Origin of the sequence: Streptomyces tyrfis, assembly GCF_037034285.1 — a bacterium.
Lineage (GTDB): Bacteria > Actinomycetota > Actinomycetes > Streptomycetales > Streptomycetaceae > Streptomyces.
The window spans coordinates 133,188-159,770 of the sequence record NZ_JBAGJZ010000009.1 but is presented as its reverse complement, the minus strand read 5'-3'; the positions used below and the strand labels follow the sequence as shown (position 1 = coordinate 159,770).

General features: G+C 70.4%; 25 protein-coding genes and 1 pseudogene. 13 read left to right on the top strand and 13 right to left on the bottom strand.

Translation table 11 applies throughout. The features are described 5' to 3' along the window. Positions 1-146: 146 nt before the first annotated feature. The 3 genes from WA762_RS09835 (at position 147) to WA762_RS09825 (ending at position 2,945) form a co-directional block, all read left to right on the top strand. Positions 147-1,544, top strand: a complete 1,398-nt coding sequence (locus tag WA762_RS09835) for an MFS transporter (protein ID WP_335934857.1) — start codon at positions 147-149, stop codon at positions 1,542-1,544. A 184-nt stretch (positions 1,545-1,728) separates the two neighbouring features. Then, positions 1,729-2,301 (top strand): transcriptional regulator, encoded by a 573-nt coding sequence (locus tag WA762_RS09830; RefSeq protein ID WP_335934907.1) that lies wholly within the window; start codon positions 1,729-1,731, stop codon positions 2,299-2,301. Positions 2,302-2,726: 425 nt separating this feature from the next. Beyond that, on the top strand, positions 2,727-2,945 hold the full coding sequence (locus WA762_RS09825; protein ID WP_335934856.1) for a chaplin: 219 nt from the start codon (positions 2,727-2,729) through the stop codon (positions 2,943-2,945). Between the two features lie 351 nt (positions 2,946-3,296). Here WA762_RS09825 and WA762_RS09820 read toward each other — a convergent pair whose 3' ends face one another. Beyond that, complete coding sequence (locus WA762_RS09820; RefSeq protein ID WP_335934855.1) at positions 3,297-3,899, bottom strand: hypothetical protein; 603 nt, start codon at positions 3,897-3,899, stop codon at positions 3,297-3,299. Between the two features lie 180 nt (positions 3,900-4,079). Between WA762_RS09820 and WA762_RS09815 the strand changes: the two genes are divergently transcribed. Beyond that, positions 4,080-4,952, top strand: coding sequence for a class I SAM-dependent methyltransferase (locus tag WA762_RS09815; protein ID WP_335934854.1), 873 nt, complete (start codon positions 4,080-4,082; stop codon positions 4,950-4,952). On the opposite strand, the gene WA762_RS09810 is transcribed toward WA762_RS09815, so the two are convergent. Continuing rightward, complete coding sequence (locus WA762_RS09810) at positions 4,933-5,601, bottom strand: recombinase family protein (protein ID WP_335934906.1); 669 nt, start codon at positions 5,599-5,601, stop codon at positions 4,933-4,935. The two genes, WA762_RS09815 and WA762_RS09810, sit on opposite strands and share 20 nt — an antisense overlap. 340 nt (positions 5,602-5,941) lie before the next feature. Here WA762_RS09810 and WA762_RS09805 point away from each other — a divergent pair, with 340 nt between their 5' ends. Continuing rightward, positions 5,942-6,667 carry a dienelactone hydrolase family protein gene (locus WA762_RS09805; RefSeq protein WP_335934852.1) on the top strand — a complete coding sequence of 242 codons (726 nt, stop codon included), beginning with the start codon at positions 5,942-5,944 and terminating at the stop codon, positions 6,665-6,667. A gap of 466 nt (positions 6,668-7,133) precedes the next feature. On the opposite strand, the gene map is transcribed toward WA762_RS09805, so the two are convergent. Continuing rightward, positions 7,134-7,901 (bottom strand): type I methionyl aminopeptidase, encoded by a 768-nt coding sequence (map, locus tag WA762_RS09800; RefSeq protein ID WP_335934850.1) that lies wholly within the window; start codon positions 7,899-7,901, stop codon positions 7,134-7,136. Positions 7,902-8,541: 640 nt separating this feature from the next. Between map and WA762_RS09790 the strand changes: the two genes are divergently transcribed. Continuing rightward, positions 8,542-9,349 (top strand): IS5 family transposase gene (locus tag WA762_RS09790; RefSeq protein ID WP_443080553.1). Its coding sequence is split into 2 segments (ribosomal slippage): positions 8,542-8,897 and positions 8,896-9,349, totalling 810 coding nucleotides; the frame shifts between segments, so codons are not numbered across the junction. A 5-nt stretch (positions 9,350-9,354) separates the two neighbouring features. Here WA762_RS09790 and WA762_RS09785 read toward each other — a convergent pair. From WA762_RS09785 to WA762_RS09765, 5 genes are all read right to left on the bottom strand, one after another. Beyond that, positions 9,355-9,759, bottom strand: a complete 405-nt coding sequence (locus WA762_RS09785) for a DUF6896 domain-containing protein (RefSeq protein ID WP_443080552.1) — start codon at positions 9,757-9,759, stop codon at positions 9,355-9,357. A gap of 775 nt (positions 9,760-10,534) precedes the next feature. After that, positions 10,535-11,110: a hypothetical protein gene (locus WA762_RS09780; protein ID WP_335934842.1), complete on the bottom strand. Its 576-nt coding sequence runs from the start codon at positions 11,108-11,110 to the stop codon at positions 10,535-10,537. Positions 11,111-11,461: 351 nt separating this feature from the next. Next, the gene (locus WA762_RS09775) at positions 11,462-11,866 is read right to left on the bottom strand and encodes a VOC family protein (protein WP_335934839.1); all 405 of its coding nucleotides are present in this window, start codon (positions 11,864-11,866) and stop codon (positions 11,462-11,464) included. Positions 11,867-12,262: 396 nt separating this feature from the next. Further along, the gene (locus tag WA762_RS09770; RefSeq protein ID WP_335934837.1) at positions 12,263-12,472 is read right to left on the bottom strand and encodes a DUF397 domain-containing protein; all 210 of its coding nucleotides are present in this window, start codon (positions 12,470-12,472) and stop codon (positions 12,263-12,265) included. Continuing rightward, entirely contained in the window at positions 12,469-13,308 is an 840-nt protein-coding gene (locus tag WA762_RS09765) for a helix-turn-helix domain-containing protein (protein ID WP_335934835.1), read from the bottom strand. The genes WA762_RS09770 and WA762_RS09765 overlap by 4 nt, the downstream gene beginning before the upstream one ends. Positions 13,309-13,480: 172 nt before the next feature. Between WA762_RS09765 and WA762_RS09760 the strand changes: the two genes are divergently transcribed. From WA762_RS09760 to WA762_RS09750, 3 genes are all read left to right on the top strand, one after another. After that, positions 13,481-13,672 (top strand): hypothetical protein, encoded by a 192-nt coding sequence (locus WA762_RS09760; RefSeq protein WP_335934905.1) that lies wholly within the window; start codon positions 13,481-13,483, stop codon positions 13,670-13,672. Between the two features lie 536 nt (positions 13,673-14,208). Beyond that, positions 14,209-14,643 carry a hypothetical protein gene (locus WA762_RS09755; protein ID WP_335934833.1) on the top strand — a complete coding sequence of 145 codons (435 nt, stop codon included), beginning with the start codon at positions 14,209-14,211 and terminating at the stop codon, positions 14,641-14,643. Between the two features lie 117 nt (positions 14,644-14,760). Then, positions 14,761-15,249 (top strand): hypothetical protein, encoded by a 489-nt coding sequence (locus tag WA762_RS09750; RefSeq protein ID WP_335934832.1) that lies wholly within the window; start codon positions 14,761-14,763, stop codon positions 15,247-15,249. 120 nt (positions 15,250-15,369) lie between these two features. On the opposite strand, the gene WA762_RS09745 is transcribed toward WA762_RS09750, so the two are convergent. After that, positions 15,370-16,299: a LysR family transcriptional regulator gene (locus WA762_RS09745; RefSeq protein WP_335934831.1), complete on the bottom strand. Its 930-nt coding sequence runs from the start codon at positions 16,297-16,299 to the stop codon at positions 15,370-15,372. A gap of 71 nt (positions 16,300-16,370) precedes the next feature. Between WA762_RS09745 and WA762_RS09740 the strand changes: the two genes are divergently transcribed. Beyond that, the gene (locus WA762_RS09740) at positions 16,371-17,129 is read left to right on the top strand and encodes a maleylpyruvate isomerase family mycothiol-dependent enzyme (protein ID WP_335934830.1); all 759 of its coding nucleotides are present in this window, start codon (positions 16,371-16,373) and stop codon (positions 17,127-17,129) included. Between the two features lie 35 nt (positions 17,130-17,164). Here WA762_RS09740 and WA762_RS09735 read toward each other — a convergent pair. Continuing rightward, positions 17,165-18,460: pseudogene (locus WA762_RS09735) on the bottom strand (oleate hydratase); the annotation flags it as partial. A gap of 44 nt (positions 18,461-18,504) precedes the next feature. Between WA762_RS09735 and WA762_RS09730 the strand changes: the two are divergent. After that, on the top strand, positions 18,505-19,272 hold the full coding sequence (locus tag WA762_RS09730; protein WP_335934829.1) for a GNAT family N-acetyltransferase: 768 nt from the start codon (positions 18,505-18,507) through the stop codon (positions 19,270-19,272). A 143-nt stretch (positions 19,273-19,415) separates the two neighbouring features. Here WA762_RS09730 and WA762_RS09725 read toward each other — a convergent pair whose 3' ends face one another. Then, complete coding sequence (locus tag WA762_RS09725) at positions 19,416-20,852, bottom strand: amidase (RefSeq protein ID WP_335934828.1); 1,437 nt, start codon at positions 20,850-20,852, stop codon at positions 19,416-19,418. 227 nt (positions 20,853-21,079) lie between these two features. Between WA762_RS09725 and WA762_RS09720 the strand changes: the two genes are divergently transcribed. Next, positions 21,080-21,766, top strand: coding sequence for a TetR/AcrR family transcriptional regulator (locus WA762_RS09720; RefSeq protein WP_335934827.1), 687 nt, complete (start codon positions 21,080-21,082; stop codon positions 21,764-21,766). A 247-nt stretch (positions 21,767-22,013) separates the two neighbouring features. Then, positions 22,014-22,595: an AAA family ATPase gene (locus tag WA762_RS09715; RefSeq protein ID WP_335934903.1), complete on the top strand. Its 582-nt coding sequence runs from the start codon at positions 22,014-22,016 to the stop codon at positions 22,593-22,595. A gap of 258 nt (positions 22,596-22,853) precedes the next feature. Here the strand turns inward: WA762_RS09715 and WA762_RS09710 are convergent, their stop codons facing one another. Both WA762_RS09710 and WA762_RS09705 read right to left on the bottom strand, forming a co-directional pair. Further along, positions 22,854-24,584 carry an ABC-F family ATP-binding cassette domain-containing protein gene (locus WA762_RS09710; RefSeq protein ID WP_335934826.1) on the bottom strand — a complete coding sequence of 577 codons (1,731 nt, stop codon included), beginning with the start codon at positions 24,582-24,584 and terminating at the stop codon, positions 22,854-22,856. 80 nt (positions 24,585-24,664) lie between these two features. Next, entirely contained in the window at positions 24,665-26,479 is a 1,815-nt protein-coding gene (locus WA762_RS09705) for an ABC-F family ATP-binding cassette domain-containing protein (protein ID WP_335934824.1), read from the bottom strand. Between the last annotated feature and the right edge of the window lie 104 nt (positions 26,480-26,583).

Sequence of the window (26,583 nt, the reverse complement as noted above, 5' to 3'; positions counted from 1 at the left end):
CCGCGGACGCCGCCCCGGTCTCCGCGTCCTTCCGCGCGCGCCGCCCGGTCCCCACGTCCTTCCGCGTCGTTCCGCTTCCTCCCCGCCCGCGTGCTCTCTCCCCCCGCGTACCGGGCATCGTCACGGCACTTCCGTCAGGAGTCTCCATGCCCACCGCCCCTCGCCCGGCCGCCCCGTCTCCGCCGTACCGCCGATCCGTCGCCGCGACCGTCGTCGGCAACTTCGTGGAGTCCTTCGACTGGCTCGGGTACGGGCTCTTCGCCCCGCTCTTCGCCAAGCAGTTCTTCCCGTCGGCCAACCCGGTGACCTCGCTCCTCGGGGCCTTCGCGGTCCTCGGCATCGGCGTGCTGGTCCGCCCGCTCGGCGGCATCCTGCTCGGCAGACTTGCCGACCGGCGCGGACGCAAGCCCGCGCTGATGCTGGCGATCGCCCTGATGACGGGCGGTTCGCTGCTCATCGGGGTCGCCCCCACCTACGAACACATCGGCTTCCTCGCCCCCGCCCTCCTGCTGCTCGCCCGCATCGCGCAGGGCGTCTCCTCGGGCGGTGAATGGCCGGCCGCCGCCGCGTACCTGATGGAACTCGCACCGCGTCACCGCAAGTGCCTCTACGGCAGCCTGTTCTCGCTCACCACCGCCGCCGGGGCGTTCGTCGCCTCCCTGCTCGGCGGCGCGCTCACGGCCGGACTCGGCGCCGAGGCCATGACCGCCTGGGGCTGGCGTGTGATCTTCCTGGTCGGCGGCGTCTTCGGGCTGATCCTGCTGCTGATGCGCAACCGCCTGGCCGAGACGGAGGTCTTCCGGCGCCAGGTGACCGGGCGCCCGGCACGCGGTTCCGTCCGCCGGGTGCTGAGCACGTACCGGCGCCACGCCCTCCTGGCCGTCCTGCTCGTGGCGGGCACCGGCACCGCGGGCGGCACCTGGACCTCGGCCGTCCCCGCTGTCGGCCAGCGCATCGGCGCGCCGGGCACGATGTTCTGGGTCGTCGTCTGCGCCACCGCCGTCCTGATGGCGGTGCAGATTCCCCTGGGACTCCTCGCCGATCGCGTCGGCGCGGTCCGGTTCCTCGTCGTGGCCAGCGTCGTGTTCGCGGTGATCGGCTCGTACGCGTACCTCGGCATGACCGGCACGTTCGGCGGCCTGCTCTTCGCGTACGGCACCGGAGTCCTCTACCTCGCCTGCGCCACCACGGTCCTGCCGAAGCTCCTCTCGGACATCTTCCCGCCACAGATACGCGGCGTGGGCATCGGTCTGCCGCACGCGCTGACCACCTCGGTCCTGGGAGGCGTCACCCCGGCGTCGGCGACCTACCTGGGCGAGCACGGAGCGTCCGGCTGGTTCATCGCGGCGGTGATGGCCACCGTGCTGCTGTCCCTCCCGGCCGCCCTCCTCTCGCGCTCCAGGGCCGGCCTCCCGACGGCGGAGCGTACGGAACCCGAGGCACGGCCCGCCGAGGCACGGCCCATCGGCGCAGGGCCCATCGGTGCAGGTCCCACCGATGGGGGCTCCGACGAACGCGACATGGCCCTGACCGGAAAACGATAGACCTGCCCCGGACCGGTCCGAACCGACCAAGAAACCCGCCGACCGGGGGCCGGCCATGATCGACACCGGCACACCCGGCATGCTGGACTTCCAGTGGTCGCCGACAGATACGCAGAAGGTCCTCGGCCACCGCCGGGCCCGGCACCTCGGGCCCGGTACGGACGACGGCGGAGGGGAAGGCGAAGTGCCGGAGCGCACACGTGAGTTCGGGAAGTACGGAGCCCAGGGTGTCAAGGGCCATGAACTCGTCGCCCGTCGGCTCGACGAACTCGCGGGCGGCATCGTCACCCCCATCACCGTCAAGCGCGGCCTCATGGCCCGCCTGCACTACCTGACGAGGACGCCGCACAGCCGTGCCGCCGCCCGGGACGCCGGACTCACCGTCACCGACCGCACCCTCAAGGCATGGCTGGACGGCAGGCGCAGCCCCTCGCGCAAGAACCTCGAAAGGATCGAGACGGCCTACCGCACGGTGCGCCGGGCGAACGTCGCCCCGTACCTGCTCCGCCGCCTCAACGCCCAGGGACGCGGCACCCGCGTCGAGATCCACCCCCTCAACCAGTCCCAGGTGTCACGCCCCCGCCAACGGGTCCTGGAGTTCCGCACCCTCAACATCCGCCACTGGGACCAGATCGTCGACGCGTGGGCCCGAGGGGACGACGCCGCGCTCGACACCGCGTGGGTGGACCAGATCGTCGACCTCGGCTCGCAGTGGGGCCAGTACGAGTACTGCACCAACATCGGCTTCGCCATCTGACGCCTCGTCGGCACGCGCGCCGACCGACGGACCCGAGTGACGAAGCGCGACGGTGGTCACGCATGAGCTTCGGCTCAACACACCCGCCGCGCCAGGGCCCGAGTCGGCCCGGGCCCGAGTCGGCCCGGATGCGGCCCGGCCCCGGACGCGGCCCGGCCCCGGACGCGGCCCGGCGCTCCCGGCTTTCCGTGTCCCCGACGCATACGGCGGAGGCGCGAGACGGCTTTGTTTTCGCGCACGCACCGACTCGCTCACTCGTTCGCCAATTCACTCGTTCGGCATGGGTTTTCGGTGGCGGCGTGAGGCGCCGCCACCCGATCGAGTGATGCATTCCTTTCTGATGAGCTGATTCGAAGGTGATCGTGATGTGATCAGTTTTGGAACTTTCGTCCCCTGATGGGAGAAATATGCGTATTCGTACCGCTATGGCTGCCACTGCCATGGCCGCCGCGGCCGTACTCGCCGGCGCTGGTGCCGCCGCTGCCGACTCCGGCGCCGAGGGTGCCGCCATCGGCTCGCCCGGCGTTCTCTCCGGCAACGTCGTCCAGATCCCGGTGCACGTCCCGATCAACGTCTGCGGGAACAGCGTCAGCGTCATCGGTCTGCTGAACCCGGCGTTCGGCAACGTGTGTGTCAACGGCTAGTCCGTTGGACCGAGCCGCGCCTTGACAGCACGGCTCATGACGCCTGACGCAGAGCGCCTGACGTGTTGCGCCTGACGCATGACACCTGGCACATGACGTCCGACGTACGACGCCTGACGCACGGCACATGGCGCAGGGCCCGCCCGGAACCAGTCGGGCGGGCCCACACCTGTGCGGCGTCGAGGCCGCATGGAGTCCGCCCCTGCGCGAGTCCCGTACGCGTCCGGCCTCCGGCCGAACGACGGCAGTGCGACTTCGGTGCGACGGCTGTGCGACGGCTGTGCGACGGAGCGCGGCGTCAGCGCAACGGAGTGCGACGGCAGTGTGACGGCGGTGCGACGACGACCCGGTCTACGAGCTCGCGTGGCCGTCGATTCGGCCACCGGCGGCGCGCACGGCCTGCTCGAAGTACGCCCGCTCACGCGACCCCTCCGGCGCCCCGACGACATCCAGGCCCCGATCGGCGAACGGCCGGAACAACCGCCCGTGCCGGAGCAGCGTGTCCGGGACCGGGTTGTCGTTGTCCTCGATCGAGGTGAGCGGCAGGGCGCGCGACGCCCCCACGGTCATCGTCACCGCCCACCGGTCGATGTCGTCCTCCTGGAGCGGGAGGGGCGCGAAGCGCACCCCGCTCACCTCGTCCCATGTCACCCGGCGACGCGACCAGGGCCGGCCGACCGTCACCCCGGACGCGTCGAAGCGCACGGTGAACCGGCCTCGCAGGGCGAAATGCAGGACGACCGGCAGCACCAGGCAGGCCGGGAAGAACCACCACGTCGGATGGTCCCCGAGGAAGCCCAGGACACCCGCGACGGTGACCAGGACCCAACTGAACGCCGTCTCGGCGCACAGCCACTCCACCAGGAGCGGCCCTTCCAGCACTCGTATCTTCACCGTGGTCGCGGGTGCGGCCGCACCACCGGCCATGCCGTCGCCCGTTGCGTCGTCCTTCATACGGCCCAACCTAGGGCACCGGGCCGGGGCATCGGCATGAGCGTTCGTACTCATCAACCCTCCTTTCTCCAGGACGAGTCGACCAGTAAAGGCGGCCGCCGGGCCTCCGGGACGACCTCCGGGACGGGCCGGGCGGGACGCGGCGCACGGGCACTGCCACCGACCGTTAGCCTGAGCCGCATGACCGAGCCCGACCCCACCGCAGTGGCGCGCTTCTACGACGAACTCGCCGCCGACTACCACCTCGTCTACGCGGACTGGGACGCGGGGATGGCCCGGCAGGGAGAAGCCCTGGACAAGTTGATCCGCGCCAAGCCGGGCCACGGCGGACCGGCCCGAGTGCTGGACTGCTCGTGCGGGATCGGTACGCAGGCGATCGCACTCGCACTCCGCGGCCACCGGGTCACCGGCACCGACATCAGCCGGTCGGCCGCCGCCCGCGCGGCGCGGGAGGCGGCCGCACGCGGTGTCCGGCTGTCGGCCGCGACCGCCGACATGCGACGCCTTCCCTTCGCGGACGCCCGGTTCGACACCGTCGTATGCGCGGACAACTCGCTCCCGCACCTGCTCACCGAGGCGGACGTGCACGCGGCCCTCGCGGAGATGCGAAGAGTTCTGCGTCCGGGCGGTCTGCTGGTGGTCAGCACCCGCCCCTACGACGAGATCCTGCGCGCCCGCCCCACCTCGACCGCCCCGCAAACCAGCTCGGCCCCCACCGGCCGGACCGTCACGTTCCAGCTGTGGAACTGGCACGACGACGGCGAACGCTACGACCTCGAACACTTCCAGCTTCTCCCGATCGGGGGCGGAAGCGGGGGAGAGCCCGCATCCGGACTCGGAGACAAGAACGAACACGGAAACGAGAACGGGCGTGGAGACGACCACGAAGGCCACGACGGCTGGCGGGTACGAGTGCGGCGCAGCACGTACTGGGCCCTCACCCGACGCCAACTGACCGACCTCGCCACCGGAGCGGGTTTCGACGCCCCCAAGTGGCACACCCCCGACAGCACCGGCTTCTTCCAGCCCATCCTCACCGCCCGCGCCCCCTGAGCCCACTGAGCCACTTGAGCCCCGGTCTCCGGCCCCGGGGAACATCGGTACAGCGGTTATCGGTGCGAACGATCAGGTCAGGGCGTGAGGGTGCTGACCCGGTTCTCGTACGCGCGCCGGGCCTTGCGCTGGGCCGGGACTGCGGGGAGGCCCTGGCGCCGTCGAGCGGCTGGCAGCGGGCGAGGGCGGCGATGGAGCGGCCTTCCAGGTACGCGGTGCGCACGTCGCCGGTCTCCGCGGCCGCCACGGCGGGGCGGCGTCCGCCCTTGCTGCCCTTGGCCTCGGCGGCGCGCAGTCCGTCGTAGGTCAGCTCGCGCCGGAGGTCGCGCTGGAGTTCGCCGACGGCGGCGAGGGTCTGCACCATGAACTTCACGGTGGACAGCAGTTCGCCGGTGCGCGGGTGGCGGGCGGTGAGGTCCATGGCGGAGAACGCGCCGTCGTGGATGCGCAGGGCGAGGCGGTCGCGGCGGAGGGCGTCGAGTACGTCGAGGATGTGCCCGGTGCCGCGTACGAGGCGGAACATCTCGGAGATGCGGACGGTGTCGCCCGGCCGCGCGTAGTCGAGGAGTGCGCGGAACTTCGGGCGCTGGAGGGGGTGGAGGCGGCTGGAGGTGCCTGGCTCCTCCTCGAAGACGACAGGGTCCTCGATGCCCGCCTCGTCCAGGACGAGGTTCTGCGCGCGGTGGACTGCTGGTCGGTCGAGGCCCGCCTGTAGAGCAGGTTCGCCACCGAGGGCCCCTTCCGTACGGAGGATCGGACCCTACCTGTCGTCAAACCCTGTCAGCAATCACCATCGGATCCGATTGGATTCGGGACGCCGCGAACCCCCGGACTTCCCGGGTTCGTTGGACGCATCGGCTGCCTGTCGCAAAACGATCGTTTGACGCCAGGCGGACGACGCGTCCGGGTGATGTAGTCGGGACAGGCTGCTGTTTGCCATCGGTGAACACCACCCCGAGCGGGCGCAACGGTCATTACCGTCTAGTTGCATGACGACGGTAACAACCCGTACGGTCGAATATCCGGCCGACAACCTGACGATGATCGGATACCTCGCGCTCCCGGCCGGTGCCGAGCGCCGGCCCGCAGTCCTGATCGGACCCGAGGGGATGGGGCTCAGCGATGTCGAGCGCCGGCGGGCCGAGGCCCTGGCCGAGCTGGGGTACGTGGCGCTGGCCTTCGACCTCCACGGCGGACGCTATTTGGAAGACCCAGAGGAAATGTTGGCCCGTTGCATGCCGCTGCTCGCCGACCCCGACCGCATGCGAGGAATCGGTCACGCCGCGCTCGACGTGTTGCGTGCCGAACCACGGGCCGACCCCGACCGGACCGCCGCCGTCGGCTACGGCACCGGGGGCGCAGTCGCACTGGAACTCGGTCGCGATGGCGTCGACCTGCGCGCGATTGGGACAGTCAACGCACTGACCACGGGCCGACCGGGCGAGGCGGCACGCATTCGCTGCCCGGTATGGGCCGGGGTGGGGTCGGAAGACCCGATCATGCCGGCCGCACAACGGGAGGCGTTCACCGCAGAGATGCAGGCCGCAGGCGTCGACTGGCGACTCGTGGTCTACGGAGGAGCCCTTCACGCCTTCCACCACCCACCGGTCGACCACGCCGCGCCTCCCGGAGTCGGCTACCACCCGCGGCACGCACAGCGAGCCTGGCGTGACATCGTCGCCCTGCTCGCCGAGTGTCTGCCCGTCACGGATTGATCCGCTCGGCTCCTGATACTCACTCCTGCCCGCCGTCACGATTGCTTCGAAAGCCGTCTCCTGCTGCCTCAACTGAGGGCTTTGAGGGTTATGTCGATTTCGTCGGAATCTCTGAAAGTGATGGAAAACCGGGTTCCCCCGAGATGAAACCCCAGGTCAGTTACTGTGGTCCCCGCGCACGCGGGGGTGGTCCCCGCATCTCCTGGCTCCTCGACGCCATCGGAGCGTGGTCCCCGCGCACGCGGGGGTGGTCCGTCACAGGGGCCCCAGGGGCGCTCACGGCGCATCAGACGGGGGTGGTCCCCGCGCACGCGGGGGTAGTCCCTTTCCCGGCTTGTGGCGCTTGCTGGACTTCGTGTGGTCCCCGGCGGTATGCGGGCTTCGCGTGACGGGAGTGCAGCGGGATGGGGCGTGCCGTCGGGCATCGAATGGTCCGATCCCGGAACCGGCAGCATTTGGGAGGATGTCAGGGCAGGGTCAGAATGCGCGGACCCTGGTCGGTGATGGCGACGGTGTGCTCGATGTGGGCGGCCCGACTGCCGTCGGTGGTGCGCAGGGTCCAGCCGTCGATGTCGGTGCGGTAGGCGTTCCGCCCGCCGGCCATGAACATGGGCTCGAGGGCGAGGACCAAGCCGTGGCGGAGGGGGAAGCCGCGACCGGGGCGGCCGCGGTTGGGGACGTGAGGGTCCTCGTGCATGCGGCGGCCGATACCGTGGCCGCCGAAGTCGGCGGGCATGCCGCAGCCCGCCTTGCGGGCGACTGTGTCGATGGCGTGGGAGATGTCGCCGAGGCGGCTGCCGACCTGAGCGGCGGCGGTGCCGGCGTCGAGGGCTTGTTGGGTGGCATCGATCAGTTCGAGGTCCGTGGGGCGCGGGGTTCCGACGGTGAAGGTGATAGCCGCGTCACCGGCCCAGCCGTCGAGCTGCGCACCGCAGTCGATGCTCACCAAGTCGCCGTCCCGCAGTCGGTAGCCGGTGGGGATGCCGTGCGACACGGCGTCGTTGACAGAGGTGCAGATCACGGCGGGGAAGGGGACCGGGGCGAAGGACGGCCGGTACCCGAGGAATGGGGAACCAGCGCCTGCCTCGGTCAGGACCGTGCGGGCTACCTCATCGAGTTCCTGCAAAGACACTCCGACGTCGGCTGTGTCTTGCACAGCCGCCAGGGCGCGGGCCACCACGCGCCCGGCCTCCCGCATTGCGTCCATCGCGGCATCGGTCTTGATCTCCACCATGTGCTGTGACTCCCCGTCTCGATCGGGTTCAATACTTATACCGGTATTAGTATCACGGTCGTGGTGAGGAGTCCTCTGGCGTCGCGGGAATGGGAATGCGGCATGCGGTTCGGTGCGCTGCTGCGTCGAGTGCGCGGCAGCCGCAGCATGGCGGCGATGGTGGCTGCGGCGGGGGGCCTGCGTAAGATCGAAACCGGTCGGCCCCCGACCCCGCCTTCCGTTGCGGCGCTGCCCAAGTCTCTGGAGGAGTTGGCAGCCGCGTGAGCGCACGACCCGGACTGGCGGGAACTGGCGCTCTCGGCTTGAGGATTCGTGGTGTCGCACCTGAGCGCCTGGTATCGCTCAATCAGCCTTCGGGGTGTGAACTTGTAGGGGCTAAAACTCCGCCGACAAGATCGATCTCCGGTGGCACGGGAGCGCCCTGGGGTCGTCATCGCTGGATAGGCTCGTGTCGTGCTCGGCCTCCCCTGTGTCGGGTGTCCGTAGGCTGTGCAAGTGCATTAGAAGGGGTCTTTTGTCCTCAATGTCGCGATTCGAGGAAGTAAGTAAAATCGGCTACTGCGTCGCCTAACTGATCGTTTCAGAATGAGTTTGAGCCGCAGGTCTTGTGCTCGACGATCTTGGTCGGCAGTGTGTCCGGGTGCGTGCTGATCTTGTTCCTGACGACCTGTGGGAGCGGGTGGCCCCGTTGCTGCCGCCTGCTCCCGAACGACGCCGCCGGCATCCCGGGCGCCTTCGTGTTCCGGACCGGGCGGCTCTCGCCGGCGTCCTGTACGTCCTGCGGACCGGTGTCGCCTGGCGGGACGTCCTGGCCGAGACGGTGGGCTGCTCCGGAGTGACGGCCTGGCGCAGGCTGCGGGACTGGACCGAGGCCGGCGTCTGGCCACGCCTGCACGCCGCCCTGCTGACCGAGCTGCGCCGCGCCGGTCTGCTGGACCTGGATGACTGCTCCGTGGACGGATCGCCCGTCCGGGCCCTCAAAGGGGGATCACGTCGGCCCCTCACCCGTCGACCGCGCCCGCCCCGGCTCCAAGCACCCCCTGATCGTCGACCGCCACGGAACACCGCTGGCCGTCACCCTCACCGGCGGTAACCGGCACGACGTCACCCAGCTTCTGCCGCTGCTCGACGCCGTCCCGCCGATCCGGGGTCTGCGCGGACATCCTCGCCGCAAGCCCCGGCGCCTGTATGCCGACCGAGGCTACGACTTCGACAAGTACCGCTGCCTGCTGTGGAAGCGGGGTATCAAGCCATTGATCGCCCGACGTGGCGTTGCCCACGGTTCCGGCCTGGGCAAGGTGCGCTGGGTGGTCGAGCGCACCTTCGCCTGGCTGCACCAGTTCAGACGGCTCCGCACCCGCTACGGGCGCCGAGCCGATCTCCATCAGGGCCTGCTCGAACTGGCCTGCGGCCTCATGTGCCTGCGCCGCCTGCGCACCTCATCGTGAAGCGATCATTTGGCTACGCTGAACCACCCCGGCCGCACCTCGGTCAGAAGCGGTTGCAGGGACCGCACCGCGGTCTGCAGGTCCTCATCCGTGACGTCAAGAGGCTCCGGCAGGCTCCGCCCGTATTGGTGCAGCCGCCAGAGGTCGAAGACCTCGTTCCCGTCGGCTGCGAAGTCCACATCGACCTCGGTGCCGTTGTCGCTCACGAAGCGACACCCAGCCCCATGGACCTTGTAAGCGTACGCGCCGACGTGCCCGCTCCGGCTGATGATCCGGCGCGAACGGACCAGGTCGAGGACATCTGCGAGCCGCTCAAGCGAGGGGATCGCTGCCCTCATGGCCTCGCCAACCGCGCTCAGAGCGTGGACGTAACCAAGCACGAGTTCCCGTGCAGCCCCAACCCGTTCCATACGGCGTCATCCCCCCTGAGCCCGTAACTGAAGGGATTGTTCCATGGGCCGCAAGCGTCTCCGCCGAACGGCATTCTGAAACGATCAGTAAACCTGCAGGTCAGGAACTCTGCTCCCCGCGCACGCGGGGATAGTCTCCCGGGCGGACGTCGGCGGCGGGACGGACGTCACCCCGCGTGAGCTGGACGCCGTGCGCCGCGATCAGGCGATGGACGTCGCCAGGCTGCTGGAAGCCGCCTCCCTGCTGGTTCCCGGGAAGATCGCCACCGAGAACGGCATCACGCTGGACGCCGTCTGGGAGTACGTCACCCACGATGAGTGGCAAGTGGCCCAGGGCTGCTGGAAGCAAGTGCGGCCTGGTGTCACTGGCGCTGCGGTGAAGTCCGCAGTGGCGTCATTCGAGCCGGCCTCACCCTTCGCCCAGCCGGTGAGAGCCGTCGGTAGACGCCCTTCTCCGGAGCCGGCGTCCTGCGACCGATGCGGGACATCGGAATCGAACCCGGGCCGGTGGAAACCGGCCTTCGACATCGCCGTGCTCTGGGCGAATTCACGCCATTCCTGGGGCCAGGCGAGCGTTCCGCAGTGCGACTCGCACCTCTCGATCCGTCGCAGTGGCGACACCTCCAGCTCGGCCAAGGGATCACCATGCACGAAGACAGAACTGCGGCCGGAACGGCGGTTGTCCCTGAGGTTCGGCGTAAGGGGGCCGTGAACACCGCGTAGGGGCGTGCCGCCGCCCGGCTGTGGCTGTCGTTCTTGGCCCTCGGGCAGCGGGTCAGCCGCTGCGGTCGGGGCGCGGGTCCGGCCACGCGGCCCGTAGCAGGGCGGTCTCGGACGGGGAGAGCGGGCGATGGCCGAGAGCGACGTCGTCCTGATCGAAAGTCCACTCCCCGTAGAGCAGGAGCGCCATGCCGTGCTCGTCGTCGGTGCACACCGCCCAGCGCCCGACGTTGCTCTGAAGCGACCAGTCGTAGTAGCGCAGGCCGCCTGAAGCGGACTGGCTGATCGTCAGCTCGACCCCATCCGGAGGGAGCAAGTTCTCCAATGACCCGGCAGTCGAGGGCGGGAATCTGTCTGCGGCCTCGACCAGCTTCGTCACCTCCTCCACTCGGATTCGCAACGTGGCGTGCCCGCGTCCCCGGGCAAGGACGGCGAGGGGCGTGCAAGCGGCCATCGCGCAGTCCCGCATTGACTCCGGATAATCGTCCAGCCCGTTCAGAGCGGCGAGAGCGGGTTCGAACAGCGCCCAGAACGGGGCTCGGCCATCGGCGAGGAAGGGCCCGTACACCCTGATCACCCGCTCCTCGCCGGGCAGCGGCAGCGACCGCGCCCTGAGGAACGGCTCATGCAAGTCCAGCGGCAGACTGCGAAGAGCGCTGTCCGCCCACTCCACACGCGCTGTGCCGCCCAGCGCGGCCCAGCGCGGCGCAGGACTCTGCGACCAAGCGGGGCGGGCGTGCCCCGAACACGTCGGGCACGGCACGGAGACAGTGATCGACATCCCGACATGGTCGCAGATCGCACAACGAGCCGGAACCGTTTTTCCACCCCCACCAGGTATCACAGCCAGTAGCGGCCAACCAGCCGCACCACGCTCCACCGAGGCCCCAAACCCAGTTATCCGCACGGGTTTTCACCCGGCCGTGTCGAAGCCCGTCTCGGAGCGGCCGGTCAGGGACGTACTCCCCGACCGGCCAAGGTGTTACGACGCCGTCGGCTGCTGCTCGTCGCTGCCGTAGGGCTGCGTGATGATCTCCATGCCGTGTCCGGCCGGATCCATGAAGTACAGGCCCCGGCCCCCGTAGTGGTGATTGATCTCGCCCGGCTTCTTCAGGTGCGGGTCTGCGTAGTACGCGATTTCGTCCCGCTTGATACGCGCGAAGGCCGCGTCGAACTCCTCGTCGGAGACGAGGAACGCGTAGTGCTGCATGACGATCGACTCCGCCGGGATGGTGGCGAAGTCCAGGGTGACCCCGTTGCTGGTGGCCACCGGAACGAACGGGCCCCACTCGGTCCCGACCTCAAGCCCCAGGATGTGCGCCAGGAACTCGGCAGATTCCCGGTTGTCCCGGGCATGGATGATGGTGTGATTCAACTCGACTGACATGTGTGGAATGCCTCCGCAAGGCAAACTCACGGGCACCTCCATGCCTCACCCAGCCGGTGACCGACACGCGATGCCGTCTCCGTGATCCTAGGCAGCCACCGTGCGCGGTGTCGAGGGCCGTCCCGGGCGGTCTTCGACGACGAGCGCACAGGATTGACCACCCACGCGACGGGACCGGGACCAACCGGCGGAGAGAGCTCGACGCTGGTGGGCTCGCGATTCGTGGTCGGCTCAGGCGATGCCTGGCGGCGGACGCCTGAGACGCTCGGGCCGCCCTGCCGAGACCTTCGCAGTGGGTGGCAGGGTCGACGGCGGACGAAGAGGCAGCCGAGAGGCCCCACCGGGCGGTGCACGATGGGGCGCACTCTTCGGTCGCGGTGTGGGCCGGCCGGGAGGTCAGGCGGTGCCGAGTTCCCCGGCCTTGACGCCGGCCACGAAGGAGGCGAACGCCTTGACGGAGGTGTTCAGTGCGGGGCCGTTCGGGTCCTTGGAGTCACGGACGGGGACGATGCCGTGGGGGACGGCGAGGTTGGCGGCGACCTCGACGCAGTTGCCGCCGTTCGAGCTGTACGAGGACTTGAACCAGCGGGGGGATTCGGTCGTCACAGGCTGCCCTTTCGTAACTTGTTGATCAAGGCCACGGTTTCCGCCTGGGATAGCGCTTCGGCCTGCAACTGATGGTAGGCCGTCAGCAGGGGTGCTACGGAGGCGGTTTCGCGCTCGACATGGCCTTGTGCCTGTGATTCGGCATACGCGACGACGGACCGGTCGGCGAGCGTGAGCAGGTTGACCGGAAGGTTGAACGAGCGACGCGCTCCTATGCCGAACGGCGACACCTGAAGCATCCAGTTGGGGAGGGAAGCGACCTCGACCAACCGCTCAAGTTGGGCTGCCATGACCTTCGGACCGCCTACGGCATGGTGGAGGCAGCTCTCATCCATCACCACGAGCACCATGGGTGGCCGGGGCCCTGTCAGGGCCGCCTGACGCCCCGCCAGGAACGCTACACGCTCATCCGCCTGTTCGGGGGTGATGGAACCGCGCCACACGTCACCGTCCGCCAACATCCGTGCGTACTCGGGCGTCTGGAGCAGGCCCGGGATGAGCCCAATCTCAAACAGCCGGATCTCCACGGCCCGGCCTTCGTATCCGACGTACTCCGGGAAGCCCTCCAGCAGCACACCATGCCGCATCTCGCGCCACTCGCGCTCGAAAGACTCGGTGGAGCCAACAGTGCCGAAGATCAGATCGGCCTTGCGGGAGAAGGGGAGGGTTGGCGGTTTCCGAGCAGTTTCAACAGCCGAAATATGCTGGCTGGAATATGCCAATTCTTCGGCCAGATCTTCTTGGGTCCAACCGCGATCCTCTCTCAACCTGCGCATACGGGCCCCGAAGGCTGCCTCTGGGCTCGCCTCGGGGCTCAACTCCTTGCGATTGACCACGTGGGGATCCTTCTCTTTCTTCGGTTTCAGCTAGTTGAAGGGTGAGTTGGCACTGGGCCACGCTGAGCCGCCTTGGTAGTGGAGTCACTACGGAGAGGAGTGGCCCGTGTCCGCGACGAACGGTGCCTCGAACGCACAGGAACCCCCGCCCCTCCCGACCTGCGGCACGCTCATGGTGGACCTATCACAGGATCGGGTCGGCGAATTTCGCGGCGAATGGTGCGGCCAGTGGTCGTTGCGTCCCATCGGCGGCGGGATCGAATGGACCGTCGCCCCCGAGGACGTACGGCCGGCCGATCCGATAGAGCGCCTGCGCGCCGAGCTGGCCCGCGTCAACGCGCGCAGCCGTGGCGAGCTGCTGTGACGGGGTAGTTCCTCGCCGAGGCGTACCGCGGGCGACGCTGGATGGTCGTCCCCTCGGGGCGCTCTCGTCGCGTCTCCGCGTCCTGCCTTCCCCGCCGGTTGCGGGGCGGGCGGCGCTGCGCGGGAACGGGCCGGCCTCGTCGTCCGGCGCTCCGGGGATTTCCTCCATACGTGTGACGCTCCCCGTCCCCGGTGGGCGGACGCGTCGACGTTCTCGTAGCCCCCCGCCGGCATCCGTTCGGCAGAGGAGAGGCCCTCGATCGGCCATCAGGAACCAAGAACCAAGAACCAAGAAGCAAGAAGCCAGGAACCAGGAAGCAAGAACCGGGAATCAGGAACGAAGGAGCCGGAATCATGCCTCTCATGACTCCGTACATTGCCTCGCGGAGTAATGAACAGCCCGTACGCCAGGCGGAGTTGAAGGTCGAGTTCGCGTCGGGCGGGCCTCGGCTGGCGTATCGGAGTCCTCGTCCGGGGGACCGGGATCACCATGGGAATCTGTGGGTGCGCCTGGTCGGGCCCGCGGATGGTCGAGTCGTGTACGACTGCATGAACGTGGACCGGCAACGCGAGTGCATGGAGCGGTTGTTGTGCCAGGTCTGCGGGGGTCCGGCGGACCGGGACCGGCAGGGGTGGCTGTTTCTCGACTGGCGGCGTCCGGACTCGCCCGCGACATGGCCGGAGCGGTCGATCACCTCCATGCCGCCGCTGTGCGTCGAGGACGCGCGGGTGTCCGTACGGCAGTGTCCGTTCCTGCGACGCCGGGCCGACTACGCCGTGCTGCGGGTGCGCAAGCCTCAGCTCTACGGGGTGTCGGGCACCCTCTACCGGCTGACCGACACCGGATGGCGCACCTCCGAGGAGGACGTGCTCGCCCCCTACGGCAAGCCCCGGCTTCCCGGGATGCTCGCCTCCCGTCTCCACCGCGAACTACGCGGCGTCACCATCGTCCAACTCCCAGAACTCCCATGACACGTAACCGTCCACGCCGTCTGCGGGAACGGCCCGCAGGCACCCCCGGCACCGGCCCGCCCCGGCCCGTCCCACCCTGCCCCGCCCCGCCAGAACCTCCCGGAGAGGAGAACCGAAGTGTTGCAATGCACCGCCGTCACCGACGTGCCCGAGGTGGACGTGCTGGCCGCGCTCACGACCATGCCCGGCGGGCCCGACGACCCGCGCGACACCCGCCTGGACGGACACGTGCTGTGTGAGCTCGGCGAACACGACGAACAGGCCGAGCACGCCGCCCGCCTCTGGGCGGCGGATCCGCCCGCCATGCGCGACCTGTGGCTGCTCTGGGCCGGGACCGGCACACGCCGGGTGCGCCGATGCGTCGGGCTTCGCCCGTGCCCCGCGGTCCTGCGCAGGTTGTCCACCGACGCCGTGTGCCAGTGCTCGCTGTACGACCACCACCCCGCCGACCACTCCTGGGACGTGACGGACCCGCTCCGCGACCTGCTGGCGCGGCGGGTCCTCGAAGGGGCGTACCCCGACCATGAGGGCACGGACCACCAGGACGAGGCGGAGGGCCAGGCTGAGGCGGAGGCCCAGGACGAGGACGGCACCGGCCGGCCGTGAAACGGCGTACCGCCGCAACCTCGCCCGCCCGCAGCCGGGGCGCATCGCGAACCGTGGCGGAACGACGTGAGCACCGCCGCCGGCCCCGCGCCCCGTATCTCCCTCGCTCTCTGCGACACGTCACCGATCCGGAACGGTCGGCAGGGCCTCGCGCAGGCGGTCGAGGAGCGTCCGGGCGGCGGGGCTCGCGGGACCGGCGGACCGCCAGGCGAGGGCGACCCGCCCGCGCAGACGGGGTCGCACGATGGGCAACGCGCGCAAAGAGCCGTCGGGAACCGACTCCTCGTCGGCCGGCAGCACGGCGACGCCGAGACCCCGGGCGGCGAGCCGCGCCAGGACGTACGGCGATGCCGCCTCGAAGACGATCCGGGGCCGGAACCCCGCCTGTGCGCAGGCGCGTTCGAGCACAGAGCGCACTCCGGTGCCGGGCGGCAGACAGATCAGCGGCCGCTCGCGGAGCTCGTCCAGTGTGACGTCAGCGCGTTCGGTCCGCCGGGTCTGCTTGTGGGTGAGGAGCGGGTCGCCGGGGGCGACGGCGGCGACCAGCGGTTCGTCGATGACGGTCTGGAAGGAGAGGCCGGGTGGGGGTTCGTCGTCCGTCTGCCCGAGCAGGGCGATGTCGAGTTCCCCGGCCAGAAGCGCCGCCCGCATTCCCACCGAGGTGTCCTCGGTGAGCGCGACCTCCACCCCGGGGTGTTCGTCGTGGAAGTCGGCGAGGAACGAGGCGATGTCGAAGGCGTGACCGACGGCACCGGACACGAGCCCGATCGTCACCCGGCCGCGCAGCAGCCCGGTGAACTCGTCCACCGTCTGTCGTACCCCTTCCACGGCGGCCAACGCGGCTCGTGCGTACGGCAGTACGGCCCGGCCCACCTCGGTCGGCGTCACCGACCGGCCGGTTCGGTCGAGCAGCGGCTGTCCCAGTTCCCGTTCCAACTGGCGGATCTGGGCGCTCAGGCCCGGCTGAGCGAGGTGGAGTCGGGCGGCGGCACGCGTGAAACCGCCCTCCTCGACGACGGTGACGAAGTAGTGGAGCTGCCGGAGTTCCATAACTGATGATTCTAGGTTCCAGCATCACCATCTATTCGACTTATGCCTGAACCGAACGCATCCTGGAACGTATGAGGAGGACGAGCGATCACAGGAGACGCGGCACCGAGGACAGCGGCACCGAGGACAGCGGCACCGACGGGACCGGAGCCGGGGCCAGAAGCGGGACCGGAGCCGGAGCCGGAGTCGGGGCGAGGGTCGGGGCAGGGGTCGGCATCAGGGGCCTGATCGCGGCGGAGCGCCGGGAGTTGGCGGATCTGCTCGACGGTCTGCGCCCCGAGCAGTGGGATGAGCCGAGTCTCTGTGCGGGGTGGCGGGTGCGCGAGGTCGCGGCCCATATGTCGACGGGGTTCCGTCACGGGCTGCCGACGACCCTCGTCGAACTCGCCAAGGCGCGAGGCGGACTCCACCGGATGACCGACCGCGTCGCCCGCCGGGACGCCGACGCCCACTCCACCGCCCGCCTCGCCGCGTTCCTGCGGGACAACGCGTACCACCCCTGGACGCCGCCGGTCGGCGGTCTCGCGGCGGCGCTGGGCCATGACGTGGTGCACGGTCTGGACATCACCGTGCCCCTCGGCATCGACCGGCGGGTCCCCGAGGAGCGGCTGCGCGTCCTCTTCGCCGGTATCCGCCCCCGAAGCCTCAAGTTCTTCGGGGCGGACATCGACGGGGTGCGGCTGTGCGCAGACGATCTGGACTGGTCCTACGGCGACGGCCAGCCCGTGTACGGGGCCGCCCAGGACCTCCTGCTGGTCGCGTACGGCCGCAGGCTTCCGGCAGGCCGGCTGCGGGGTGAGCCGAGCGGCCGGTTCACCGCCGCCGTGTGAAGCACGGCGATCCGGCGACCGGGGCCGCGGCGGTGTCAGGCGAAGGCGGTCCGGAGGGCGGACCAGGCGATCCTGGGGTCGGCGAGGGCGTGGTAGATCGAGGGGATCTGCTTGTCCACGCCGAAGTGGTGATAGACGGCCGTCATGGCCGACCGCACCGCGTACTCGACCGTGAAGACCACGTCCTCCGGGATCTCCACGAACTGGCCGAGGAAGGCGAAGTTCTGCGCACCGTGTGGCACGACCAGCGGCCGGTCCGACACCGCCCGCCGATGGAACTGCGCGTCGATGTAGGGCATTTGGACCGTGGCGACCTTGGTGGTGGCCCGTACCTCGTCCGCGATGTCGTCGAAGCCCAGGTGCCCGAGCAACTCGTCGAGGATCTCCGCGCCCGTGCAGTCGTCCATCTTCTTCGGCACGTGGTCACCGGGGACGTCACCGAACAGCGCGCAGCCCCACAGCGTGTAGGTGTTCTCCTCCTGGTCGCGGAAGTGCGGCTGCGCCGGCACCACGATCGACAGCAGCCAGCGGGAGTCCTTCCACGTCATCAGCGCGCCCTCGCCGGGCACGTTCCCGGTGTGCTCCTGGATGCGGTCCAGCAGTGTGCGGCCGTTCATGGTGAGGGCGAACGACTCCCACTTGGTCTCGTCGATGTTGCCGTAGAACGCCGTCGGGCGGCCGAAGTCCGGCGCCTTCTTGGCGAGGGACTCCCACGGCCGCCACGAGCCGTCCCGCTTGTCGCGGATCAGCTCGGGAACGGTGCCGCGTTCGCCGTAGGTCGTGTCCGCGGTCATCGAACCGATCGTCAGGAACGCGTAGTCGTCGGGGCCGAGAACGATCGTGACGGAGCCGGAGGCCGGAAGGAGACCGTCGGGGCCGGAGGCGCTCGGGCCGGAGCCGTCGGAGCCGGGGCCGGGTCCCGTACGTCGCACATGCAGCCGGGACACCCGGCGGGCGTCCGCGTCGGAGAACTCGACGTCGTCGACGGTCACCCCGAACTCGGTCCGCACGCCCTGCGCGGTGGGCCAGTCCTGGATCGGCCGGATCACCGAGTCGTACTGGTTGTACTTGCTCCGCCGCACCCCGGACAGCGCGTGAATACGGTCGAACTCCTGGAAGAAGGCCAGGAAGTAGCGCTTCAGCTCGATGGCGGAGTGCCAGGTCTGGAAGGCGAACGCGGTCCGCCACATGCACCAGAAGTGGGTGGTGAAGAAGTGCGGCTGGAAGAAGTCGTCGATGCGCCGGGCGCCGATGAGCCGCTCGGGGAGCGCCAGCAGGCGGGTCACGTCCGCCCGGTCCCGCGCGTCCAGGCCCAGCCGGGAGGCGTCCGTAAAAGCGGTTCCCGGCGGTGGGGCTCTCCGCCTACGGTGGCGCGATGTTCCGGGTGCGCGAGATGAACGAGGCCGACATCGACGCCGTCTCCGCGATACGGGTACGGGGCTGGCGGCACGCGTACGCGGGCATCGTTCCCCGTGCCCATCTGAACGCGATGACGGCGTCGGACGACGCCGAACAGCGGCGCGCCTGGTTCGCCCACCCGCGGCGACGGTCGACGGACCTCGTCGCGGTCGACGCCGCCGACGCCCCGGTGGGGTGGATCTGCTTCGGCCCGTACCGGGGGCGGCCGTCCGCCGCGCGGTGGGAGGAGCCGGCCGGTGAGATCTACGCCCTCTACATCCGCCCGGAGCTGATCGGCCACGGAGTCGGCCGGGCCCTCCTCGTCGAGGCCCATGCGCGTATGGGAGATCCGGCCCGGGGATTCCGGTCCGTGTTCCTGTGGGTCTTCGAGGACAACCGACGGGCCCGGCGCTTCTACGAACGCTTCGGCTACCGGGCCGACGGCGAGACCCAGGACGACGTGTACGACGACATCACGCTCACCGAGCTCCGTCATCACCGCGCGCTCCACCGGAATAACCGCGAAGGAATCAGCCGCGACGAGAACGGCCGCGACGAGAACGGCCGCGACGAGAACGGCCGCGACGAGATCGGCCGCGACGGAAACCGCCGCGACGGGGACGGAGGGGTGCGACCCGGCGTTCATCCGGGAGGGCTGGAAGGCGCTCGAACGCGGGCCGCACCGCACCAGGGGGCCCGACCGCATGCGAGTGTTTCACGCCCGCCTGGACGGCCTGCCCGGTGACACGATGGTCGTACGGGTGCTCTACCACTCGTGACGGACCAGAGCGTGTCGGGGCGAAGCGGTACGTCAGTCGACATACGAACGACGTACGAGCAACGCACGAACGATGTACGGGCGACACACGAGCGCGTCGAGACGGGACGTCAACCCGCTGCGTGACCGCGCCGAGTCGGCACATCGACCGGTGTGAGCACGCCGAGCCGGTCCTCGATCGCCTGCGCGGCGGCCAGGCACAGGTCCTCCCGGAACGCGCGCCCGACGACCTGCACACCGGACGGCAGCCCGTCGGCCACCCCGGTCGGCACGGCGACCGCGGGCACGCCCACGAAGCTGGTCACCGTGCACAGGCGCATGCCCGTGCCGACCCGTTCGTGTCCCGCCGCGTCGCGTGACTCGATCCCCGGTTCGACGGGCGGTTCGGTGAACACCGGCCCCAGCAGCAACGGGTACGCGTCCAGGAACTCCGCCCAGGACCGGCGGATGTTCAGCCAGGTGCCCATCAGCTTCATGAACTCCGCGGCGTTCGCGGGCGGGGTCCGTTCCATCGCCATCGCGATGTACCGGTCTCCGCCCGCTCCGAGCAGCGTTCGGACGACGGGCCAGGTCGGGGCGAACTCGGTCACGGTGATCCGGCCGTAGGCTTCGAGCGCCTCGTCCATTCTCGGCACGTCCGCCACCTCCCGCACGTCGTACCCGGCGTCCCGCAACGCGTCGGCCGCGGTTTGGACGGCGGCCCGCACGGTGGGGTGGACGCCGCGACCACCGGGATCGGCGACGACCGCGACCTTCACCGGACCGGGCAGCGGCTCCCCCCGGACGGGCACGGGCACGGCGCGCGGATCGCGCGGATCGGTTCCGGCCAGCACTTCGAACGCCAGCCGCAGGTCGGCGACCCGGCGGGCCAGCGGGCCGTCGGTGACCAGCGTCTGCGAAGCCGGACCGGGGTCCTCCGGGCCGAGGACCCGATGGTCGGCGGGGAACCGCCCGGCGGTGGGCTTCAACCCCGCCACACCGCAGAACGAGGCGGGGATGCGTATCGAACCGCCGGAGTCGTTGCCGAGTCCGACCGCGGCCATGCCGGTGGCGACGGCCGCCCCGTCGCCGCCGCTGGTGCCGCCCGGGGTCCGGCTCGGGTCCCACGGGTTGACGGTGTCGCCGAAGAGTTCGCTGCGGGTGTGCATCCCGGCCAGGATCATGGTCGGCATGTTGCTGTGCCCGATCGGTATCGCTCCGGCCGCGCGGAGCCGGGCCACCGGGGGAGCGTCGGCCGCCGCCACCAGGTCGCGGAACCGCGGGGTCCCGAAGGTGGTGGGCACCCCCTCGACGGCGAGGCAGTCCTTCACCGTGAACGGCACGCCGGCCAGCGGGCCCGGATCCTCGCCCGCCGCCCGCCTCCGGTCGGTCCCCGCCGCGGCTTCACGTGCGCGTTCGGCCATCAACTGCGTGACCGCGTTGACCCGCGGGTTGATGTCGGCGATGCGTTCCAGATGGCTGTCGACCAGTTCGACGGCCGATATGTCCCCGTTCCGAATGGCTTCCGCCTGCGCCGTGGCCGACAGACTCCATAGGGCGTCCCGCATGATCGCTGTCCTTCCCCTCATGCCCTCGCGGGCCTTCTTCCCAAGCCCCTCACGGGTGGGAACGCTTGCGTCCCTGACGGGTCGAAGCGCTTGCGTCGGAACCATAGCCCAGAAGCGATACGATCGTATCGAAAAATGGAACGCACCGACCGGAGCGCACTGGACGGAGCGCACCGACCGGAGCGCGCCGAACGGAACGCATCGAGAAGAGGGAGGCACGACCGGCCATGCCCAAGCAGGTGGACTACGAGAGCAGACGCCGTCGGATCGCCGACGCCGTCTGCCGCCTCGCCGACGAACACGGGCCGGAGGGCGTGAGCATGCGCGACGTCGCGGCCCGTGCGCAGGTGTCACTGGGCGCGGTTCAGCGCTGCTTCCGCACCAAGGAGGAGATGCTCCTGTTCGCCGTCGAACACGTCGGTGAGCGCTTGACCGAACGCGTACGGGCCCGCCTGGCCGGCAGTCCGGCCCAGTCGGCCGCCACCGCGCTCGGGCACACGGCCACCGAGATCGCCCTGTTGCGGGACGAACACCGTGCCGAGGCCCGGGTCTGGCTCGCGTTCGTCGCCCAGGCGGCGGTCAGCGAGCCGCTCGCGGGCAAGCTCAGGACCAGTTACGCGGATCTTCAGGGCGTCCTCGTCCGCCTGATCGCGGAGGCCGCTGAGGGCGGTGCCCCCGCCTCCGGGGGCGGTGTCCCCGCCTCCGGGAGCGGCGGCGCGGCCGACCAGGTCCCCACGGTGCTCGATCCGCGGCGCGAGGCCCGGTCGCTGCTCGCGCTCACGGACGGCCTGACCAGCCATGTGCTCATCGGACACCTGAGCCCGGAGGAGGCCCAGGACGTCCTGCACGCGCATCTGGCCCTCCTCTGGGAGCGCCTCGGTGTGCCGACTCCCCGTGCCGGAGAGGCGGGTTGAGCCTTTATGGGACATGCCGGGGAACGGCGGTTGGCCGACGGCGGGGGTGACCTGTCGTAGTGAAGGTTGAGCTTTCTCACCGAAGACGGAGTGGTTCGAGCGGAAGCCGTTGCCGACCCAGGCATAATCGGACGATGGGATTCGGCCCCGCACGGACCGCGCGGCGCGATCCCGGCATACGGGCCCGGCATATGGGCTCGGCATACGGGCCCGACCTGCGGGCATGGCAACGGACAGGGGAAGCGCGTTGATCGTCTGGGTGAACGGTGCCTTCGGCAGCGGGAAGACCACACTGGTGGACGAGTTGCGTTCGCGCTGGCCCGAGGCCCTGGTCTACGACCCGGAGATGGTCGGATACCTGCTGCGCAAGATTGTGGAGGTGCCGACCGGCAACTTCCAGGACCTTCGACTGTGGCGGCGTCAGGTCTGTGATCTGGCGGTGGGCCTGGTGGAGGAGTACCGCCGCCCGGTCCTGGTTCCCATGACCTTGGTCGATCCCGTCTACGTCAGCGAGATCTTCGGCACGTTGAAGGACGCGGGCATCGACGTCCACCACTTCTTCCTCAAGGCGTCCCGAGAGGTTCTGGAGCGGCGGATTGACGGCCGGAGCTTCACCCCGGACAGCCCTGAGCAGGACGAACGGGTCCGGAGCTGGTGCAAGGGCCAGATCAGCTCGTGCATGGCCGCGACCGACACGCTGCCCAGCGACACGATGTTCCTGGACGCCGAACTGACACCGAGGGAGCTGGCCGACCAGGTCCTGCTCCGGGTGCGACCCGACGGGTCCTCCTCTGGCGAACTCCGCTCGACACCACTCAGCCTTCGCTGAGAAAGCTCGACCTTCACCACCACAGGTCAGCTCTCACCACCACAGGTCAGCTCTCACCGCGACAGGTCAGCCTTCATCGCGGCAGGTCAGGCGGTGGGGAAAGTGCCCGGCGTGCGGGGCCGCCGGGCACGGAAGGCGCTCATTGTGCCGCGCGCTCCCCACTTCCCACTCCCACTCCCATTTTCAGCCCCCTGCACGCCGGGCGGTCACCGCGTACACACACCGCTCCACGTTCCCGCGCGTCGGCGCGCCGGGCGGTCACCGGGCCGGGCTCAGCCGGATTTCTCTGCCCTGCCAGCGCCGCCGCAGCCAGCGGTCATGGCTGGCCAGGACGATCGCGCCCGGCCCGGTGCCGAGGGCCTCCTCCAACTCGTCGCACAGGCGCGGGGACAGGTGGTTCGTGGGCTCGTCCAGCAGCAGCAGTTCCGGAGGACGCGCCACCAGGAGCGCCAGCGCCAGCCGCCGTCGCTGTCCGACGGACAGCCGCCCCACCGGTTTCTCCAGGTCCGGCTCGTGCATCAGCCCCAACGAGGTCAGCGGGACCTCCTCCGCCCGCTCGGCGCCGAGCGCGAGCGCGTAGGTGTCGCGGACCGTACGGTCGGGCCGCTCGAACACGGTGTCCTGGGACAGCAGCCCCACGGACAGCCCCGGTCGCCGTCGCACTCCGCCGCCGCTCCCTGCCCCGCGCCCGCCGCCGCTCCCGACCCCGCGCCCGCCAGCGCGCCCGTCTCCACCCCCGTCCCCGCTCCCGATCCCGTCCCCGCTCCCGGTCCCGGCCGTGAGCCGCCCGGCGAGCACGGACAGGAGCGTCGACTTCCCCGCTCCGTTGCCGCCGGTGACGAGGAGACGTTCGGTCGCCGAAACGTCCAGCCGCGCGACCCTCAGCCGGCCCGGTACGCAGACGTCCCGCAGGGCGACGAGAGCGCCGGGCGCTTCGCCCTCCGGCTTCCGGGCGAGGGCGGACACCTGGAACCGCAGCGGTCGCGGCGGCTCACCGACCTGTCCGCGCTCCAACTCGTCCAGTCGGCGGGCGGCGTTGCGCACCCGCCGCGAGATCTGGCTCTGCACTCGCTCGCCCCGAAGGCCGTACATCATCTTCTCGTTGTCCCGCCGCTCCCGGTTCGGGGCGACGAGGCGGGCGGTCACCCGCGTGGACCGGCGCAGCGCCGCCAGTTCCTCCTGCTCCTCCGCGTACCGCCGCTCCCAGCGCTGACGCTCGGCCCGCTTCTCCGACTGGTAGGCGCTGTAGCCGCCGCCGTACCGTACGGGACCGTCCATCGCCGGATCGAGGTCGATCAGATCCGTGCAGACGGCGTCGAGGAAAGCCCGGTCGTGGCTGGCCACCACCACGACGCCGGGCAGGCCGCGCACCTGTTCCTCCAGGAACGCGGCGGCGTCGTCGTCGAGATGGTTGGTCGGCTCGTCCAGCAGCAGCGCGGAGGGGCGGCGGACCAGCAGGGCGGCGAGCGCCAGGCGACTGCGCTGCCCGCCCGAGAGGGTGCCGAGCGCCCGGTCGTGGTCGAGCGCGGCGAGGCCCAGCCCGTCGAGCGTGATCGTGGCACGCCGGTCGGCGTCCCAGGATTCCCGTTCCCGGGCCTGTTCCAGCCGCCGGCCGTACGCGTCGAGCAACTCGCCGTAGCCGGGGGAGTCCTGCGCGACGCGGGCGAGCCGGTCGGCGAGGCTTTCGAGCTCGGCCAGGTCGGCGCGGGCCTCGCGCAGGGCGTCGTCCAGTACGTCGGCGACCGTCGTCCCGGTGTCGAACGGCATCTCCTGGTGCAGGAAGCCCAGGTCGGCCGGGCGCGTGATGCTCCCGGCGTCGGGTTCGTCGGCCCCGGCGAGCAGACGCAGCAGCGTCGACTTGCCGACGCCGTTCTCCCCGATCAGACCGATGCGGCGGCCGGGGGACGCGGTGAGCGACACCCCGTCGAGCACCCGTCTGGTCCCGAGCGTACGGACGATGTCGTGGGCGATCAGGGCGTGTTGAGGCATGGTGATCCACCTGACGTGGTCGGTGTGCGGCCCGCCGGGTGACACACCTCGGACGCGGGCCCGTACGACACGCCGGCGGCTCACACCTCGGGCGCCCCCGTCTCCCTCAGCTCGCCGTCGGCCAGCCGCAGCCACCGGTTCACCCCGATCCGCGCGAGGAAGCGCTCGTCGTGGCTGACCACCACGAAGGCTCCCCGGTAGGACGTCAGCGCGCTCTCCAGCTGATCGGTGCTGACCAGGTCGAGGTTGTTGGTCGGCTCGTCCAGCAGTAGCAGCTGAGGGGCGGGCTCGGCGCACAGGACGCAGGCCAGGGTGGCGCGCAGCCGCTCGCCGCCGGACAGCACGCGCACGGGGAGATGGGCGCGGGAACCCCGGAAGAGGAACCGCGCGAGCAGGTTCATCCGCTCGGCCTCCGGCCGGCCGGGGGCGTACGCGGCGAAGTTCTCGGCGACGCTGCGGTCGGGGTCCAGCAGGTCCAGCCGCTGCGAGAGATACGCGATCCGGCCGTCGGCCCGCTTGATCCGCCCGCCGACCGGCTCGTCGCCGGGTCCGCCGGAATCCCTGCCGTCCGGTCCCTCGCCGGGGCCCCTCGTCCCCAGGCCGACCGGTCCGTCGTCAGGCCCGCCCGTTCCCCGGCCGTCCGGTCCGCAGACCGGAGTGCCGTCCGGTCCGCAGACCGGCCCGGAGACCGGAGTGCCGTCCGACCCGTCGGCCGGTGCCAGATCGCCGTTGAGCAGGCGCAGCAGTGTGGTTTTGCCGGCGCCGTTGGGACCGGTCAGCGCGATGCGTTCGGGCCCGCGAATGGTCAGATCCACGCCCCCGCGCCCGAACAGGGGCCGATCGCCGTGACAGACCCGCATCCCTTCGCCCAGGAAGAGCGTGCGTCCGGCGGGCACGTCGGTCTCCGGCAGGTCCAGGGTGAGGCGCTGCTCGTCGCGCACCGCGCGGCCCGCCTCGTCCAGCCGGGCCCTGGCCTCGTCGACCCGGGAGGCGTGCATCTGGCCCGACCGGCCCGCCGCCTCCTGGGCGCTCCGCTTCAGGCCCCCGGCGACGATGCGCGGCAGGCCCGCGTTCTTGAGGTTGCGGGCGGCGTTGCTCGCTCGGCGCTCGGCGCGTTCGCGGGCCTGCTGCATCTCCCGCTTCTCGCGCTTCAGCTCCTGCTCCGCGTTGCGCACGTTCTTCTCGGCGACCTCCTGCTCGGCTCGCACAGCCGCTTCGTACTCGGTGAAGTTGCCGCCGTAGAGCCGCAGTTGACCCCTTTCGAGCTCCGCGACGCGCTCCATGCGATCGAGCAGCGCCCGGTCGTGGCTGACCAGTAGCAGGCAGCCGCCGAAGTCCTCCAGCGCGTCATAGAGCCTGTGGCGGGCGTCGAGATCGAGGTTGTTGGTGGGCTCGTCGAGCAGCAGCACATCGGGCCGCTTCAGCAGCTGCGCCGCCAGACCGAGCGAGACGATCTGCCCGCCGCTGAGCGTGCCCAGGCTCCGGTCGAGAGCGAGTCCGTCGAGGCCGAGCCGGTCCAGCTGGGACCGGGTGCGCTCCTCGATGTCCCAGTCGTCACCGATGGTCGTGAAGTGCTCCTCGCTCACGTCCCCCGACTCCACGGCGTCCAGCGCCCGGATCACCGCGGCGACGCCCAGGACCTCGGCCACCGTGAGGTCTCTGGTCAGGGGCAGGTTCTGGGGCAGGTAGCCGATCGTGCCCGGCGCGGAGACCGATCCGCGGAGGGGACGCAGTTCACCGGCGATCAGCCTGAGCAGTGTGCTCTTGCCGGAGCCGTTGGGCGCGACCAGGCCCGTGCGGCCGCCGCCCAGGACGAAGGACAGGTCCTGGAAGACGGGGGTGCCGTCGGGCCAGGCGAAGGACAGGTGGGAACAGATGACGGAGGCGTCTGACATGGGAAGACCTCGAAGGGTATGCGGGCACGCGCAGACTGGTGCCCGGGACATGAACAGAGGGAACGACGAAACGGGCCACGACGGTGACGCGATGCCTCTGGGCA